This window comes from Streptomyces sp. NPDC037013 (genome assembly GCF_055607265.1).
This window is the reverse complement of sequence record NZ_JBVJRV010000004.1, coordinates 449,390-465,017: the sequence shown is the minus strand read 5'-3', so window position 1 is coordinate 465,017 and position 15,628 is coordinate 449,390. Positions and strand designations below refer to the sequence as shown.

Here is a 15,628-nt window from a genome sequence, read left to right as displayed (position 1 = left end):
GGGGGCCACGGCCCCGGCGGGAGCCGCGTGGATCTACCGCCCCAGATGCTCGGGCGCCGGCCGCGGCCGGCACGTGGCGCGCGGACGCAGGTACTCCTCGGCCGCTTCGGCGGCCACCCGCGCCGTGCACTCACCCATCAGCACGCAGAGGGTGTACGCGGTGTTCTCGAACTGCCTGCGCACGTCACGGTCGGCGGGATGGACGAACAACAGCCGTTCCCATGACCGGTACCGGTCGAGCTGCAGCTCGACCACATCTCTGGCGGGCAACAGCACCATGCTGCTCACCTTCTCGTTCTGCGACGGTGCGACCGACGCGCCGGGCCGACGCAGAACCGCACCGCACGGAGAGGGCCGGGCGGCTGGTGCCGACCGAGTTTCCAGACTCATGGTGCACGCTCGGCCACGCAGCGTCTTGTTGGGTTTTCAACGACCCGGGCCGCGGTGCTCCTGTTGCGCGAATGGAGTAGTGCTCCCACTCTGATACTGACTCAGGAGCGATCAGCGCTCACGCTTCGTGTTCGGGGTCCGGCCCGCGGGGCCGGGAGGAGCGGGAGCTTCGCCGAGAGGAGCCAAGCACAATGAAGTCGGCCACCCCCCGCTACTACCACCTCGACGTGGAGATCAGCCCGGAGAAGATCGAGCAGGTCAGCCGCATTCTGGCCGCCCATCTCCGGCACTGGGGCCTGGAGATGCTCGTCGAACCCGTCTGCCGCTGCACCCGTGTGCTGCTCCGGGCCATCGAGGAGCACGGCACGGAGAAGGAGACGGCCGTCGAGATGTGGTGGACGGGGCACCACCTCATCACCGGCGTCTCGGACAAGGACCGCGACCTGCCCGTCCCGCACTACGGACCGCAGGGCTTCCTCGCGCAGATCGCCGCGCTGAGCGACGGCTGGGGCAGCTGCCCGGCGGCCGACGGAAAGATCATCTGGTTCGCGTGCCGCGACCGGACGCCCGACCACGTGCCGCTGGCACCCGTCGCGCCCGAACCCTGCGTGCCCGAGTCGCTGGAGGTACCGCGGGAGGAGAGCATGGCAGTCCTGGCGGGTTCGCCCGAGACGTGACCGCCCGCCGGCCACGGCCCCCTGCGTTCCCGCACGGGCCGTGCGACCCCACCCCGCACCCTCGGCGGAGGCCCTGTTCCCCACAGGACCTCCGCCGACCCGTACGGAAGGCAGACGTGTGCGCACCTGGACCGGATCCCCTTTTCCCCTGGGCGCCACCTATGACGGGGAAGGCACCAACTTCGCCCTCTTCAGCGAAGTGGCCGAACGCGTCGTCCTGGTCCTCTTCCACGACGACGGCACCCACGACGACATCACCCTCTCCGAGGTCGACGGCTTCGTCTGGCACTGCTACCTGCCGGGCATCGGCCCCGGCCAGCGTTACGGCTACCGCGTGCACGGCCCCTGGGACCCCGCGGCGGGCCACCGCTGCAACCCCGCCAAACTGCTGCTCGATCCCTACGCCCGGGCGATCGAGGGGCAGATGGACAACGACGCGTCGCTGTACGAGCGCGCGGCGCAGGGCCCCGAACCGGCGGACAGCGCCGGGCACACCCCCCTCTCCGTGGTCACCGACCCGTCCTTCGACTGGGGGGACGACCGGCCGCCCCGGCGGCCGTACGCGGAGACGGTCGTCTACGAGGCGCACGTACGCGGTCTGACGCACCGGCACCCGGGGGTGCCCCCCGAGCTGCGGGGCACCTACGCGGGGCTGGCCAGCGACGCCGTCATCGACCATCTCACCTCCCTTGGCGTGACCGCCGTCGAGCTGATGCCCGTGCACCAGTACGTACAGGACGGCTTCCTGCGCGACCGGGGCCTGTCCAACTACTGGGGTTACGCCTCCATCGGCTTCTTCGCCCCGCACAACGGCTACGCGGCGCACGGCGACCGCGGCGAGCAGGTCACCGAGTTCAAGTCGATGGTCAAGGCGCTGCACGCGGCCGGTCTCGAGGTGATCCTCGACGTGGTCTACAACCACACCGCGGAGGGCAACGAGAACGGCCCCACGCTCGCCTTCCGCGGCATCGACAACGCCTCGTACTACCGCCTTCCGGAAGGCGACCTCGCCCACTACTTCGACACCACGGGCACCGGCAACAGCCTGCTGATGCGGCACCCGAACGTCCTCCAACTGGTCATGGACTCTTTGCGGTACTGGGTCACCGAGATGCACGTCGACGGGTTCCGCTTCGACCTGGCGGCCACCCTCGCCCGGCAGTTCCACGACGTGGACCGGCTCTCCGCCTTCTTCGACCTGGTCCAGCAGGACCCGGTGGTCAGCCGCGTCAAGCTCATCGCGGAGCCGTGGGACGTGGGCGACGGGGGCTACCAGGTGGGCAACTTCCCGCCCCTGTGGTCGGAGTGGAACGGCAAGTACCGGGACGCGGTACGGGACTTCTGGCGCTGCGAGGACCACACGCTCGCCGAGTTCGCCTCCCGGCTCACCGGCTCCTCCGACCTCTACCAGCACGACCGCCGCCGGCCGCGGGCCAGCGTCAACTTCGTCACCGCCCACGACGGCTTCACCCTGCGCGACCTGGTCTCGTACAACGACAAGCACAACGAGGCCAACGCCGAGGAGAACCAGGACGGCGAGAGCGCCAACCGGTCGTGGAACTGCGGGGCGGAGGGCCCCACCACCGACGAACGCGTCCTGGAGCTGCGGGCCCGCCAGCAGCGCAACTTCCTCGCCACCCTGATGGTCTCGCAGGGCATCCCGATGCTCGCGCACGGCGACGAACTGGGCCGCACGCAGCAGGGCAACAACAACGCCTACTGCCAGGACAACGAGATCTCCTGGGTCGACTGGGACCTCGACGACGAGCAGCGCGAACTCATCGGCTTCACCCGGCGCGCCATCGAACTGCGGGCCGCGCACCCGGTGCTGCGCAGACGCCGCTTCTTCCGGGGCGAGACGCCCGCCCACCGTCCGCAGCCCCTGCCCGACCTGGTGTGGCTGCGTCCCGACGCCCACGAGATGACCGACGAGGACTGGCAGCGCCCCGACGCCCACGCCGTCGGCGTCTTCCTCAACGGCGACGCCATCGCGGAGCCCGACTCCCAGGGCAGGCCCGTGGTGGACGACTCCTTCCTGCTCCTGCTGAACAGCTGCGGGGACCCGGTCGTCTTCCGGCTGCCGGACGCCACGTACGGCGAACGCTGGGAGACCCGGCTCGACACGACGGATCCGCAGGGGCTCTCGGACGAGACGGAGCACAAGGCGGGCGGCGAGGTCACCCTGGCGCCGCACAGTCTGCTCGTACTGTCGCGGCCGCCGGTGGGCACCCGACGGTAGCCGGGCGGCGCGGGCCCGGCAGGCCGAACCACGCTCAGGAGGTGCGCCATGGCAGACCAGAAGAAGGTGCTGCGGGAACTGCTCAGGACCGCGGGCCGGACGTACGCGGCGGAGGCGGGCATCCGGTTGACCGACACCCCGCAGCCGCTCTACCGGACGCTCGTCCTCTCCTGTCTGCTGAGCGCCCGCATCCGGGCCAGCGTCGCGGTGGCGAGCGCACGGGCGCTGTACGACGCCGGGATGCGCGGGCCCCGGCAGATGGCCGCCGCCACCTGGCAGCAGCGCGTCGACGCGCTGGGCGCCGGCGGCTACCGGCGCTACGACGAACGGACCGCGACCCAGCTCGGTGACGGTGCCCGGCTGGTCCTGGACGAGTGGCACGGCGATCTGCGCACGGTCCGTGCGGAGGCCGACGGCGACGTGGCCGCCGCGCGGAGGCTGCTCCGGCAGGTACCGGGGCTCGGCCCGACCGGTGCGGACATCTTCCTGCGCGAGGTGCAGGACGTGTGGCCCGAATACCGGCCGCGCCTGGACGCCAAGGTGCTGCAGGGCGCCGAGCGCCTCGGTCTGCCGCGCGACGCCGCCGGGCTGCTGCGGCTCGCGGACGGCGAACGGCCGGGCGTCGTGGCCGCCGCGCTCGTCCGCGCCGCACTCGACAAGAAGCTCGCGGACGACTGCCTGGAGCGGGCGGCCGGCTGAGCCCCCGTGGCCCGGGCCGCACGTGTGAGCGGGCGGATCCGGGTCAAGCGGGGATCATGACGCGATTCGCAACGGTGGGCCTGCTGACGGTCTGCGCGGCGGCAGGTGTGCTCCTGGCCGTGCTGGTCTCCCCGTGGTGGTGGGCGGCGGCCCTGCCGCTGGCGGCCGTGGCGCTGACCGGGGCGTACGACCTCGTCCAGCGGCGCCACTCCGTGCTGCGGAACTATCCCGTCCTCGGCCATCTGCGGTTCCTGATGGAAGCGGTGCGCCCGGAGCTCCAGCAGTACTTCGTGGAGCGCAACTACGACGGCAGGCCGTACGACCGCGACACCCGCAGCATCGTCTACGAACGGGCCAAGGGGGTCGACGCCGAGGAGCCGTTCGGCAGCGAGCGCGACATGTACGAGCGCGGCTACGAGCTGCTCGTGCCGTCCATGGCTCCGGTGGACATGCCCGACGAGCCGCCCCGGGTCCGCGTCGGCGGCCCCGACTGCGCGAAGCCGTACGACATGGCGCTGCTCAATGTGTCGGCGATGAGTTTCGGCTCGCTCTCCGCCAACGCCGTTCTGGCCCTGAACACGGGCGCCGCCCGCGGCGGCTTCGCCCAGGACACCGGCGAGGGCGGCCTGTCCGAGTACCACCTGCGGCCCGGCGGCGACCTCGTCTGGGAGATCGGGACCGGTTACTTCGGATGCCGCACCCGCGACGGAGGCTTCGACGAGCGCCAGTTCGCCGAGAAGGCCGCCCACCCCGCCGTCCGCTGTGTGTCGCTGAAGCTCTCCCAGGGCGCGAAGCCGGGGATCGGCGGCGTCCTGCCCGGCGGCAAGGTCAACGCCGAGATCGCCTCCGTGCGCGGCGTGCCGGAGGGCGAGACGGTCATCTCGCCGCCCTACCACCGCGTCTTCTCCACCCCGCGCGAGCTCGTCCTCTTCCTCGCCCGGATGCGGGAGCTCGCGGGCGGCAAGCCGGTGGGCTTCAAGCTGTGCCCCGGCTCCCGGACGCAGTTCCTCGCGGTGTGCAAGGCCATGACGGCGGAAGGGATCACGCCGGACTTCATCGTCGTGGACGGCGCGGAGGGCGGCACGGGCGCGGCGCCGCTGGAATTCGCCGACCACCTCGGCATGCCGCTCACCGACGGCCTGATCACCGTGCACTCCGCCCTGACCGGCGCGGGGCTGCGGGACCGGGTGCGCGTCGGCGCCGCCGGGAAGGTGGCGACGGGCTCCGACATCGTCAAGCGCCTCGCCATGGGGGCCGATTACACGAACGCCGCCCGCGCGATGATGTTCGCGGTCGGCTGCATCCAGGCCCAGCGCTGTCACACCAACCGCTGCCCGACGGGCGTCACCACCCAGGACCCGCACCGGGCCCGCGCCCTGGACGTCGTCGACAAGTCGGCGCGCGTCGAGCGCTACCAGCGGGCCACCGTGCGCAGCGCCCTGGAGATCATGGCGGCGATGGGGGTGCGCGACACCTCCGGGCTTGGCCCGCATCTGCTCCGGCGCCGTGAGGACCACGGCAGGTTCCGCTCGTACGCCGATCTGTACGAGTGGCTCTCCCCCGGTGAGCTGCTCGCCGGGCCGCCGGAGAGCTGGGCCGCGGAGTGGCGCGCGGCCGACCCGGACAGTTTCGCCGTCCGGCACACGGGACCGTGAGCCGGACGCAGGGGCGGGCGGAGAAACAAATGGCCGCCACAGGTATTTCCGGCGCCAGGTCGGGCACCCGAAGGCTGTCCGATCGACGAACAAATAGCCGCAAAGCCGAAAACGCCGCAAGATGGACTCAACGCTCATGCCAGTACGCAGCCACATTCGCCGGGCCCGAGAGAACAGCTCCTCGCTCGGCCCTCCATAGCGGCAGGACCGAACCCTTGTGGCGCACGTGACCCATCCAGCGAAAGGCATACGCAGCCCATGAACGACGTCACAGGCAAGGCGACCACCACTGATGCCGGCGTGCCGGTCGAGAGCGACGAACACTCGCTCACCGTGGGCGCCGGTGGCCCGATCCTCCTGCAGGACTCGTATCTGATCGAGCAGATGGCGCAGTTCAACCGGGAGCGGATCCCCGAACGCCAGCCGCACGCCAAGGGCAGCGGCGCCTTCGGGCACTTCGAGGTCACCTCGGACGTCAGTGCCTACACCAAGGCCGCCCTGTTCCAGCCGGGTACCCGCACCGAGCTTGTGGCCCGGTTCTCCACCGTCGCCGGTGAGCGCGGGAGCCCGGACACCTGGCGCGACCCGCGCGGATTCGCGGTGAAGTTCTACACCACCGAGGGCAACTACGACATGGTGGGGAACAACACCCCGGTCTTCTTCGTGAAGGACCCGATGAAATTCCAGCACTTCATCCGGTCCCAGAAGCGCCGCGCGGACAACAACCTCCGCGACCACGACATGCAGTGGGACTTCTGGACGCTCTCGCCCGAATCCGCCCACCAGGTCACCTGGCTGATGGGCGACCGCGGCATCCCGCGCACCTGGCGCCACATGAACGGCTACACCTCGCACACGTACATGTGGATCAACGCCCAGGGCGAGCGGTTCTGGGTGAAGTACCACTTCAAGACCGACCAGGGCGTCGAGTGCTTCACGCAGCACGAGGCCGACCAGATGGCCGCCGCCGACACGGACTACCACACCCGGGACCTCTTCGAGCACATCCGGGACGGCGACTACCCCAGCTGGACGCTGTACGTGCAGGTCATGCCGTACGACGACGCGGCCACCTACCGCTTCAACCCGTTCGACCTGACCAAGGTGTGGCCGCACGGCGACTACCCGCTGATCGAGGTCGGCCGGATGACCCTGGACCGCAACCCCACGGACAACCATGCCGAGATCGAGCAGGCGGCCTTCCAGCCGAACAACCTTGTCCCGGGCATCGGTCCCAGCCCCGACCGCATGCTGCTGGCCCGGCTGTTCTCGTACGCCGACGCCCACCGCCACCGCATCGGCGGCAACTACCAGCAGCTGCCGGTCAACGCCCCCATCGTGCCGGTCAACTCGTACTCCAAGGACGGGGCGATGGCGTACCGGAAGGTGACGGATCCCGTCTACGCGCCGAACTCCAAGGGCGGTCCCGCGGCCGACACGGCGCGGTACGGGACGCCGCCCAGCTGGTACGCGGACGGCCACATCACCCGGGCCGCCTACGTCGACCACGCCGAGGACGACGACTGGGGCCAGCCGGGCACCATGGTGCGCGAGGTCTTCGACGACGCGGCGCGCGACCGCCTCGTCGACAACGTCGTGGGGCACCTGCTCAACGGCGTGACCGAGCCGGTGCTCCAGCGGGCCTTCGAGTACTGGAAGAAGATCGACAAGTCGGTCGGCGAGCGCATCGAGCAGGGCGTGCGCGCCAAGGCGCACGAGAAGGACCCGAAGGCCGCCCAGCAGGCCAACCCGGCCAGGAGCAGCATGCAGGACAAGGCCTGACCTGCCCCTGAGCCGGCCGGTTCGCGGCCGGGCCGTCCGCGTCCGCCGCTGTCCGTGGGACAGCGGCGGACGCGTGCGTGGGGCGCGGTGACGGCGGTCAGGCGTCCGGCAGCGCGAAGTCGCACCAGACGGCCTTGCCCTCGCCCCGCGGCTCGACGCCCCAGTCCGATGCGACCGCCTCCACCAGGAGCATCCCGCGTCCCGACGTGGCGGTCTCCGCGGGGGACCTCCTGCGGGGCCGGGCGCTGGAGCGGTCCTTCACCCAGAGACGCACGCGGCGCGGCGGCCCGGTGAGCACCTCCAGGGTGAGGATGGCGCCTCCTTCGGTGTGGACGAGGGCGTTGACGAGGAGTTCGCCCGCCGCCAGTTCCACGTCGTCGGCGACCTCCCCGAGCCCCCAGGACGCGAGGTGTTCGCGCAGCGCCGCGCGTGCGTCGGCGAGCCCCTCGGGGTCGGCCTGGTGGACGTAACGGTGGACGCGGGGCTCCTGGAGGGTGCCGGGGTCGGGCAGCCGGCGCAGGACGAGGAGCGCCACGTCGTCTCCGGTGCCCCACCTCTCCCAGAGGGCGTGCGAGAGGTGGTCCGCCAGGTCCTCCGCCTTCTCGGGGCCGACCCGCAGCACGTCGGCGAGGTTGCGCATCCCGGTGTCGAGGTCGAGTCCGGCGTCCTCCACGAGGCCGTCGGTGCAGAGCACCATCGTCTCGCCCGGCACCAGGTCGATGCGCACCTCCGGGTAGTCCTCCATGCCGAACTCCGTGGCCAGACCGAGGGGCAGCCCGCCGGGGACGCGCGGCACGCCGACCCTGCCGTCCCCGTGGCGCACGAGGGGCGGCAGGTGTCCGGCCCGGACGGCGCGCACGATGCCCGTCGTGGGGTCGAACTGGGCGTAGGTGCAGGTGGCGAACCGCTCGGTGTCCAGCTCGGCCAGGAACCGGGAGGTGCGGGAGAGCACCGTCGCGGGCGGGTGGCCCTCGCCGGCGAAGGCGCGCAGGGCGATGCGGAGCTGCCCCATGATGGCCGCGGCGTGCGTGTCGTGTCCCTGTACGTCGCCGACGACGACGCCGATGCGGCCGCGGGGCAGCGTGATGACGTCGTAGAAGTCCCCGCCGACGTCACGGCCGCCCCAGGCGGCGTGGTAGCGCACGGCGACCTCGGTGTCGGGGACCTCGGGGATCCCCCGGGGCAGCATGGTGGCCTGGAGGCTCTTGGCGAGGTCGCGCTCCTCGTCGAACAGCATGGCGCGCTGCAGGGACTGGGCGACGATGCCGGCGAGACCGATGCAGAGGTTGCGGTCGGCGTCGCTGAACTCCCTGCGGCCCCGGTAGAAGAGCGCGAGTCCGCCGATGGCCCGGTCCTGGGCTACCAGTGGCAGGAATGCAGCCGAGTCGAGTTTCATGCTCTCGATGTAGGGCCTGAGCCGGGTGAAGCGGCGGGCGAGGCCGGGGAGCGACCCGACGAAGCGGGGCTGGCGGGTCATGACGGCCTCGGCGAGCGGCAGCGACTCGTCTACCTTGTAGAGCTTGAGTTCGTCGAGGGCCTGCATCGACTGGCCCACCAGGGCGATCAGCTTGAGGTTCTCGCCCTCGACGAGTCCGAGGACCAGCCCGTCCGCGGCGAACCGGTCGAGGCCGCTTGCGCCGGAGAGCACGGCCACCACGTCGTCGACGGTGACGGCCCGCGAGAGGGCCTCCGTCGTGCCCTGCACCATCAGGGCGATGCCCTGGCGGCGCTCTTCCCTGGTGTCGGTGGCCGAGAGTTCCACCCCGTCGTTGGCGGCCGTCCGCAGGATGCCGACGACGCGTACGGCCCGGGCGTGTTCGTCGCGCAGGATGCGTCCGCGGGCGTGGCCGAGGCCCAGTGAGCCGTCGCGGCGGCGGACCCGGAAGTACACGCCGTAGTGGTCCTCGCCCGTGGTGATGGCCTGGGTGACCGCGTAGTTGATGCGGACGGCCTCCTCGGGGGGCAGTCGCCCCTGGAGGGAGCCGACCTGGCCGTCGAACTCGCCGGGCAGCAGGTCGAGCAGGTCGAGCGCCCCGGGGCCGAGGCTGAGCTCGCCGCTCCGCAGATCCCAGTCGAAGCAGCCCACGCCGGTCAGGAGCAGGCACTGTTCCAGGTCGAGGGGTGGCTTCTTGGCTGACGTCATGGCTGTCTCCGGTATGCCGCTTCGCCACCATAAGCTCCAGCCGCCCGACGCGCGCGGCCGGGCGGATCGGGTGACGATGTGACTGCGGGCCCGCCCGCGGACGCTGCCGGGAACAGACTTTCGTCCCCGTGATCCATGACCTTGGTCCTTGTGTAAGACCCCGGGGACCGGACATTCGTCACGGTGTCGGACGGCAGCTCAAGTGCCGTCATGTACGCAAGGGAAAGGAACGTACTCGTGGGCATCATCGCCTGGATCCTGATCGGTCTCATCGCGGGAGCCATCGCCAAGGCCCTCACCCCCGGCAAGGACCCCGGCGGCTGCCTGGTGACGATGCTCATCGGCATCGTGGGAGGGCTGCTCGGCGGCTGGCTGGGCAAGGTGATCTTCGGAGTTCACTCGATCAACGGGTTCTTCCACCTGTCGACCTGGATCGCCGCCGTCATCGGCTCGGTGATCGTGCTGCTCATCTACCGCCTGGTCACCGGCAAGCGGACGCACTGACCCGACGCGGTGCGGCGCCCGCCCGGTGTCGACGGCCCGGAGGTCTTCTCCTCCGCCGTCGGCACCGGGCGGGCGCTTTCGCGTGCACGGTCCCGCCGACGGGCCTCCGGACCGAATCACCTCACGTGCCGAATTAGCTCACGTGTTCGAGTCGGGCGTACACTGGCCGCATGTCCACGCACCAGCTCCAGGGATCGCTCTTCGACCAGGGCGACGACGTGCGCCTCGGCCCGCTGGACGGCCTGCGCAGGACGGTCCTCGGCGACGGGGCGTGGGTGGACCTCCTGCCGGGCTGGCTCCAGGGCGCCGACCTGCTGTTCGAACAGCTCGCCGCCGAGGTGCCCTGGAAGGCGGAGCGCCGGCAGATGTACGAGCGGGTCGTGGACGTGCCGCGGCTGCTCGCCTTCTACGGCTCCGGCGACCCGCTCCCCCACCCCGTGCTCACCGAGGCCCGGCAGGCGCTCTCCGTGCACTACGCCGAGGAGCTGGGCGAGCCCTTCACGACGGCGGGTCTGTGCCACTACCGCGACGGGCGCGACAGCGTGGCCTGGCACGGCGACCGCATAGGCCGGGGCGCCCGCGAGAACACCATGGTCGCCATCGTCTCGGTGGGGGCACCCCGCGACCTGCTGCTCCGGCCGCGCCGCGGCGGCGAGACCGTCCGGCGCCCGCTCGGACACGGCGACCTGATCGTGATGGGCGGTTCCTGCCAGCGCACCTGGGAGCACGCGATCCCCAAATCGGCCCGGGCCACCGGCGGACGCATCAGCGTCCAGTTCCGGCCGCACGGGGTGCGGTGACCGGCCTTCTCACTCCGCGCGGCGCCCGAGCGCCCGCCGCACCACCTTGCCGAGCACGGCGGGACGGAACAGCAGCGACGGCGGGGCCGCCATGTTCAGCACCCGCACGAACCGCGCCCACACGTCCGGGTCGTGCACGGCCAGCGCGAAGACGTGCTGGTTGTACCAGTGGGCGAAGCGCGCAGGCAGGGGCTGCCCGGCGGGCGACCACATCAGGTCCGAGCTGGTGGCCAGGGTCCAGGGCACCTGGATGATCCGGGCCGCGGCGCGCTGGTAGGCGCGGCTGAGGCCGTCGAGCCCCGACGCCCTGGCCCGGCCGGCGCGCAGCAGGCGGCCGAGGAGCTCCGCTTCGAGCGCGGCGACCGTCAGCCCCTGTCCGTACACGGGGTTGAACACGCAGAGCGAGTCGCCGACGGCGACCAGCCGTTCGGGCCAGCGGGGGTTCTTGTGGTGCAGCCGCCATTCGTTGCCGGGGTTGGTGTAGCGGTGGATCTGCCCCTGCCGGGTGCCGCGCTTGATCTGCTCGGCGAGGCGGGGGTTGCCGAGACTGTGGGCGAAGTCGAGGTACCCCGCGTCGTCGGTGGGCGGGACGTGCTCGTCGACGCCGAGCAGTGAGCACATCCAGCGGTGGTGCTCCACGGCCAGCACCACCCCGCCGCGCGGCACATCGGGCGCGAAGGCCATCTGGTACGCGACGTCGAAGTCCTGCTGGTCCCCGGGCGGTCGTTCGTAGCACGCCGAGGTGTAGGTGATCTTCGCCTTGATGACGGTCTTGGCGGAGACCGGCAGCCGCGCGTCGGAGAGCCAGCGGTCGACGGAGGTGGAGCGGCCGGAGGCGTCGACGACCAGATCGGCGGTGACCTCGACCGGCTCGTCGGCGTCCTGGCCGCGGTAGCGGACGCGGTCCAGGCGGCCCGGGGCGCCGGCGGTCACCGTCTCGCAGCGGGTGCCCGCGAGCAGCCGCACCGCCGGAAGGGCCGACACCCGTCGGCGCAGGCGCCGTTCGAGCTCGTCGCGGGTGAAGGTCTGCACGGGAACGCCGACCCGGGCCGACGGCGCGTAGCCGGTCGGCAGCAGGAAGCTGATCCGCTCCCCGTAGTCGAAGACGGGCGCGCCGAGGTCCGCGAGCTCCGCCCGCAGCCCCGGGAAGAGGTTCTCCAGGGCCCGGCCGCCCCGGGCGAGCATCGCGTGCGCGTGGTAGCCCTGCGGTACGTGCGGGTGGACACCGGTCTCCGTGTCCACCGGGTCGTGTTCGAGGACGAGCACCTCGGCGAAGTGGTCGCTCAGGACGCGTGCGGTCACGAGTCCGGCGTATCCGCCCCCGACGACGACGGCCCGCCGCCAACCGGTGCCGGATGACGCGCTCTGCTGGTGGTCGGCCATGGCAGGTCCCGTTCCTCTCGGCTGTGCGCTCCGCTTCCCGGGCCCGTGGCCACCGGGATGCCCACCGCAGTGTGACCGCACTCCTACCCAGGGCCATTCCCACTCTGTCGTGATTCGGACGGCGCGCGGGGTGATCCACCGCGGCACATGCGGCAGGCATGGGCAGCGTGCGGGCGCCCCGGACCGGCTCGGGCGCCGCCGAGGGCCCCTGCGAAGCACGGCTGAATCCTGCCGGTATCCGGGCAAACATCGCACGGCCGCGATCATCGTATCGAGTTAATGTCGCCGACTTTCCTGGGCCAAGGGGGCGGTTCGGCCCCTAGTGTTCCCCTGGATCTGGACGGATTCCCGTTCCTCTACCCCTTTTCCCTCCTGTTGCCCGGTTGCGCCCGCATGGGCGCGCCACTGCCCTGACCAAGGAGAGCCCGCCCTATGACCGTTGACACCAGCCCGGAGGCCCAGCCGGAGACAGAGACGCGCCGGCAGTCCGCCCTGGGCACGGCGGCCGCCCGCAACCTCGCCACCACCACCAAGTCCGCCCCGCAGATGCAGGAGATCACCTCTCGGTGGCTGCTGCGGATGCTCCCCTGGGTGGAGACGAAGGGCGGCGCCTACCGCGTCAACCGCCGGCTGAGTTTCACCGTCGGCGACGGGCGCGTGGACTTCATCCAGGACGGCGCCGACGTCCGGGTGATCCCGCGGGAACTCGGCGAACTGGCGCTGCTGCGCGGCTTCGACGACGTGGAGGTGCTCAACGCCCTCGCCGACCGGTGCGTCCAGCGCGACTTCCGCGCCGGCGAGACACTGGTCGAACGCGGGGCGCCCGCGGACCAGCTCCACCTGATCGCCCACGGCCGCATCGGGCAGACCACCGTCGGCAGGTACGGCGACGAGGTCGCGCTCGACGTGCTCGCGGACGGCGACCGGTTCGGGGACGACGCCCTCCTTGACGAGGACGCCCGCTGGGAACAGACCGCGACCGCCGAGACCTCCGGAACCCTGCTCACCCTCTCCCGCTCCGACTTCGCGTCCGTCCTGTCCAATTCCCCCGGCCTGCGGGAGCACATCGAGGAGTTCAGGTCGCGCGCGGGACGCCGGCAGAACCACCGCGGCGAGGCGGAGATCGCGATGTCGGCCGGCCACACCGGCGAACAGGAGCTGCCGGGCGCCTTCGTCGACTACGAGTCGAAACCGCGCGAGTACGAACTCTCGGTCGCGCAGACCATCCTGCGGGTCCACACGAGGGTCGCCGACCTCTACAACGGCCCGATGAACCAGACCAAGGAGCAACTGCGGCTCACCATCGAGGCGTTGCGCGAGCGCCAGGAGCACGAGCTGATCAACAACCGGGAGTTCGGCCTGCTCCACAACGCCGACTTCAAGCAGCGCATCCAGACCCACTCCGGCCCGCCCACCCCGGACGACATGGACGAACTGCTCTGCCGCCGCCGCGGATCAAAGTTCTTCCTCGCCCACCCCAGGACCATCGCGGCCATCGGACGCGAGTTCAACGCCCGCGGGCTCTACCCGGACCACGTCGACCTCGGCGGCCAGCAGGTCCCCGCCTGGCGCGGCGTCCCCATCCTGCCCTGCAACAAGATCCCCATCACCGAGGAGAAGACCAGCTCGATCCTGGTCATGCGTACGGGCGAGGAGAACCAGGGCGTCATCGGGCTGCACCAGACCGGTCTGCCGGACGAGTACGAACCGGGTCTCTCGGTCCGCTTCATGGGCCTCAACGAACAGGCGATCACCTCCTATCTCGTCAGCACCTACTACTCGGCGGCCATCCTCGTGCCGGACGCGGTCGGCGTCCTGGAGAACGTGCAGATCGCCCGCTGGCCCAGGTAGCGGGCCGGCCCGTGCGCAGGCAGCGACCTCCCCGGCCCTCCGGGGCGGGCCGCGCCTGCCCAGGAGGCCCCCGGAGAACCGACCACCCCCGCAAGGAGCCATGGATGCCCGCGCCTGAGCCGACACCTCCCCGGCCGAGCCCGCCGGAGGCCGCCGCACACTTCGGGGCGCACGTCCTCGCGGACGCCGCGACCCGCGCCTGCGACATCACGGCCGTGACCGGCGGCCCGCCCGCCACGACCGCCCTGCCCGATCCCCCTGCCCCGACCCCGCCCGACCCGCCCGCTCCTCGCCCGGCCGCCCTGGCCGGCCCGCCCGTCCTCACCGCCCTCCCCTCCCCCACGGCCGCACCCGCCCCCGTTGCTCCCGCCGCCCCCGCGGCAGAAGTACCCGCGCCGCGCACCGGCCTGGAGCAGGTGCTGCGCGGCCCGAGCGGGCTGGGCACAGCGGGCCTGCACCTGGTCCCGCGCGAGGAAGTGCCGTCACCCGCGCAGGCGGCGGCAGCGGCGGCCCCGGCGGACGGCACCCCGATCCCCGGCCTCTACTTCCATCCCGTGCCGGAGCCCGACCCGGTGCGCGTCGAGGAGGTCAGCCGCCGGATCAAGGCCTGGGCCCTGGACGAGGTCAGCCTCTATCCCGACGACTGGGAGGAGGAGTTCGACGGCTTCTCCGTGGGGCGGTACATGGTGGGCTGCCATCCCGACGCCCCCACCATCGACCACCTGATGATCGCCACCCGGCTGATGGTGGCCGAGAACGCGGTGGACGACTGCTACTGCGAGGACCACGGCGGCTCCCCCGTCGGGCTCGGCGAACGGCTGCTGCTCGCGCACACCGCCCTCGACCCCCTCCACACCACCCGGGAGTACCAGCCGCAGTGGGCGAAGTCTCTCCACGCGGACGCGCCCCGGCGCGCCTACCGCTCGGCCATGGAGTACTTCGTCGAGGCGGCCGGCGCCTCCCAGGCCGACCGTTTCCGGCACGACATGGCCCGGCTGCACATGGGGTACCTCGCCGAAGCGGCCTGGGCCCAGCTGGACCACGTCCCCGAAGTGTGGGAGTACCTGGCGATGCGCCAGTTCAACAACTTCCGCCCCTGCCCCACCATCACGGACACCGTCGGCGGCTACGAACTCCCCGCGGACCTGCACGCGCAGCCCGCCATGCAGAGGGTCATCGCGCTCGCGGGCAACGCGACGACGATCGTGAACGACCTGTACTCGTACACGAAGGAACTCGACGCTCCCGGGCGGCACCTGAACCTGCCCGTCGTGATCGCCGAACGCGAGGGCCTCTCCGACCGGGAGGCCTACCTGAAGTCGGTCGACGTCCACAACGACCTCATGCACGACTTCGAGACCGAGGCCGCGGCCCTGGCCGCCGCCTGCCCCGTACCGACCGTCCAGCGCTTCCTGCGGGGCGTGGCCGCTTGGGTGGACGGCAACCACCACTGGCACCGGACCAATACCTACCGCTACACCCTGCCCGACTTCTGGTAAGAGAAT

General features: G+C 71.5%; 12 protein-coding genes. 9 read left to right on the top strand and 3 right to left on the bottom strand.

Annotated features, from left to right (window positions below; genetic code table 11):
• Positions 1–33: 33 nt before the first annotated feature.
• Positions 34–279 carry a DUF5133 domain-containing protein gene (locus ACZ7DY_RS16645; RefSeq protein WP_471135584.1) on the bottom strand — a complete coding sequence of 82 codons (246 nt, stop codon included), beginning with the start codon at positions 277–279 and terminating at the stop codon, positions 34–36.
• Between the two features lie 302 nt (positions 280–581).
• Between ACZ7DY_RS16645 and ACZ7DY_RS16640 the strand changes: the two genes are divergently transcribed.
• The 5 genes from ACZ7DY_RS16640 to ACZ7DY_RS16620 all read left to right on the top strand — a co-directional run bounded on the left by ACZ7DY_RS16640 (position 582) and on the right by ACZ7DY_RS16620 (position 7,442).
• Positions 582–1,067, top strand: a complete 486-nt coding sequence (locus tag ACZ7DY_RS16640; RefSeq protein ID WP_471135581.1) for a pep a2 — start codon at positions 582–584, stop codon at positions 1,065–1,067.
• 118 nt (positions 1,068–1,185) lie between these two features.
• The gene (gene glgX, locus ACZ7DY_RS16635; protein WP_471135579.1) at positions 1,186–3,306 is read left to right on the top strand and encodes a glycogen debranching protein GlgX; all 2,121 of its coding nucleotides are present in this window, start codon (positions 1,186–1,188) and stop codon (positions 3,304–3,306) included.
• A gap of 48 nt (positions 3,307–3,354) precedes the next feature.
• On the top strand, positions 3,355–4,005 hold the full coding sequence (locus tag ACZ7DY_RS16630) for an endonuclease (RefSeq protein ID WP_471135576.1): 651 nt from the start codon (positions 3,355–3,357) through the stop codon (positions 4,003–4,005).
• A gap of 56 nt (positions 4,006–4,061) precedes the next feature.
• Entirely contained in the window at positions 4,062–5,660 is a 1,599-nt protein-coding gene (locus ACZ7DY_RS16625; protein ID WP_471135573.1) for an FMN-binding glutamate synthase family protein, read from the top strand.
• Between the two features lie 258 nt (positions 5,661–5,918).
• Complete coding sequence (locus tag ACZ7DY_RS16620; protein ID WP_471135570.1) at positions 5,919–7,442, top strand: catalase; 1,524 nt, start codon at positions 5,919–5,921, stop codon at positions 7,440–7,442.
• A 97-nt stretch (positions 7,443–7,539) separates the two neighbouring features.
• Here the strand turns inward: ACZ7DY_RS16620 and ACZ7DY_RS16615 are convergent, their stop codons facing one another.
• Positions 7,540–9,585, bottom strand: a complete 2,046-nt coding sequence (locus tag ACZ7DY_RS16615; RefSeq protein ID WP_471135567.1) for a SpoIIE family protein phosphatase — start codon at positions 9,583–9,585, stop codon at positions 7,540–7,542.
• Positions 9,586–9,822: 237 nt separating this feature from the next.
• Here ACZ7DY_RS16615 and ACZ7DY_RS16610 point away from each other — a divergent pair, with 237 nt between their 5' ends.
• On the top strand, positions 9,823–10,089 hold the full coding sequence (locus ACZ7DY_RS16610; protein ID WP_471135564.1) for a GlsB/YeaQ/YmgE family stress response membrane protein: 267 nt from the start codon (positions 9,823–9,825) through the stop codon (positions 10,087–10,089).
• A gap of 170 nt (positions 10,090–10,259) precedes the next feature.
• Entirely contained in the window at positions 10,260–10,889 is a 630-nt protein-coding gene (locus ACZ7DY_RS16605; protein ID WP_471135562.1) for an alpha-ketoglutarate-dependent dioxygenase AlkB, read from the top strand.
• 9 nt (positions 10,890–10,898) lie between these two features.
• Here ACZ7DY_RS16605 and ACZ7DY_RS16600 read toward each other — a convergent pair whose 3' ends face one another.
• A complete protein-coding gene (locus tag ACZ7DY_RS16600) occupies positions 10,899–12,272 on the bottom strand; it encodes an FAD-dependent oxidoreductase (protein ID WP_471135560.1) in 1,374 nt (457 codons plus the stop codon).
• 432 nt (positions 12,273–12,704) lie between these two features.
• Between ACZ7DY_RS16600 and ACZ7DY_RS16595 the strand changes: the two genes are divergently transcribed.
• Entirely contained in the window at positions 12,705–14,123 is a 1,419-nt protein-coding gene (locus ACZ7DY_RS16595) for a family 2B encapsulin nanocompartment shell protein (RefSeq protein WP_471135557.1), read from the top strand.
• Positions 14,124–14,227: 104 nt separating this feature from the next.
• Positions 14,228–15,622 carry a family 2 encapsulin nanocompartment cargo protein terpene cyclase gene (locus ACZ7DY_RS16590; protein WP_471135555.1) on the top strand — a complete coding sequence of 465 codons (1,395 nt, stop codon included), beginning with the start codon at positions 14,228–14,230 and terminating at the stop codon, positions 15,620–15,622.
• Positions 15,623–15,628 lie beyond the last annotated feature (6 nt).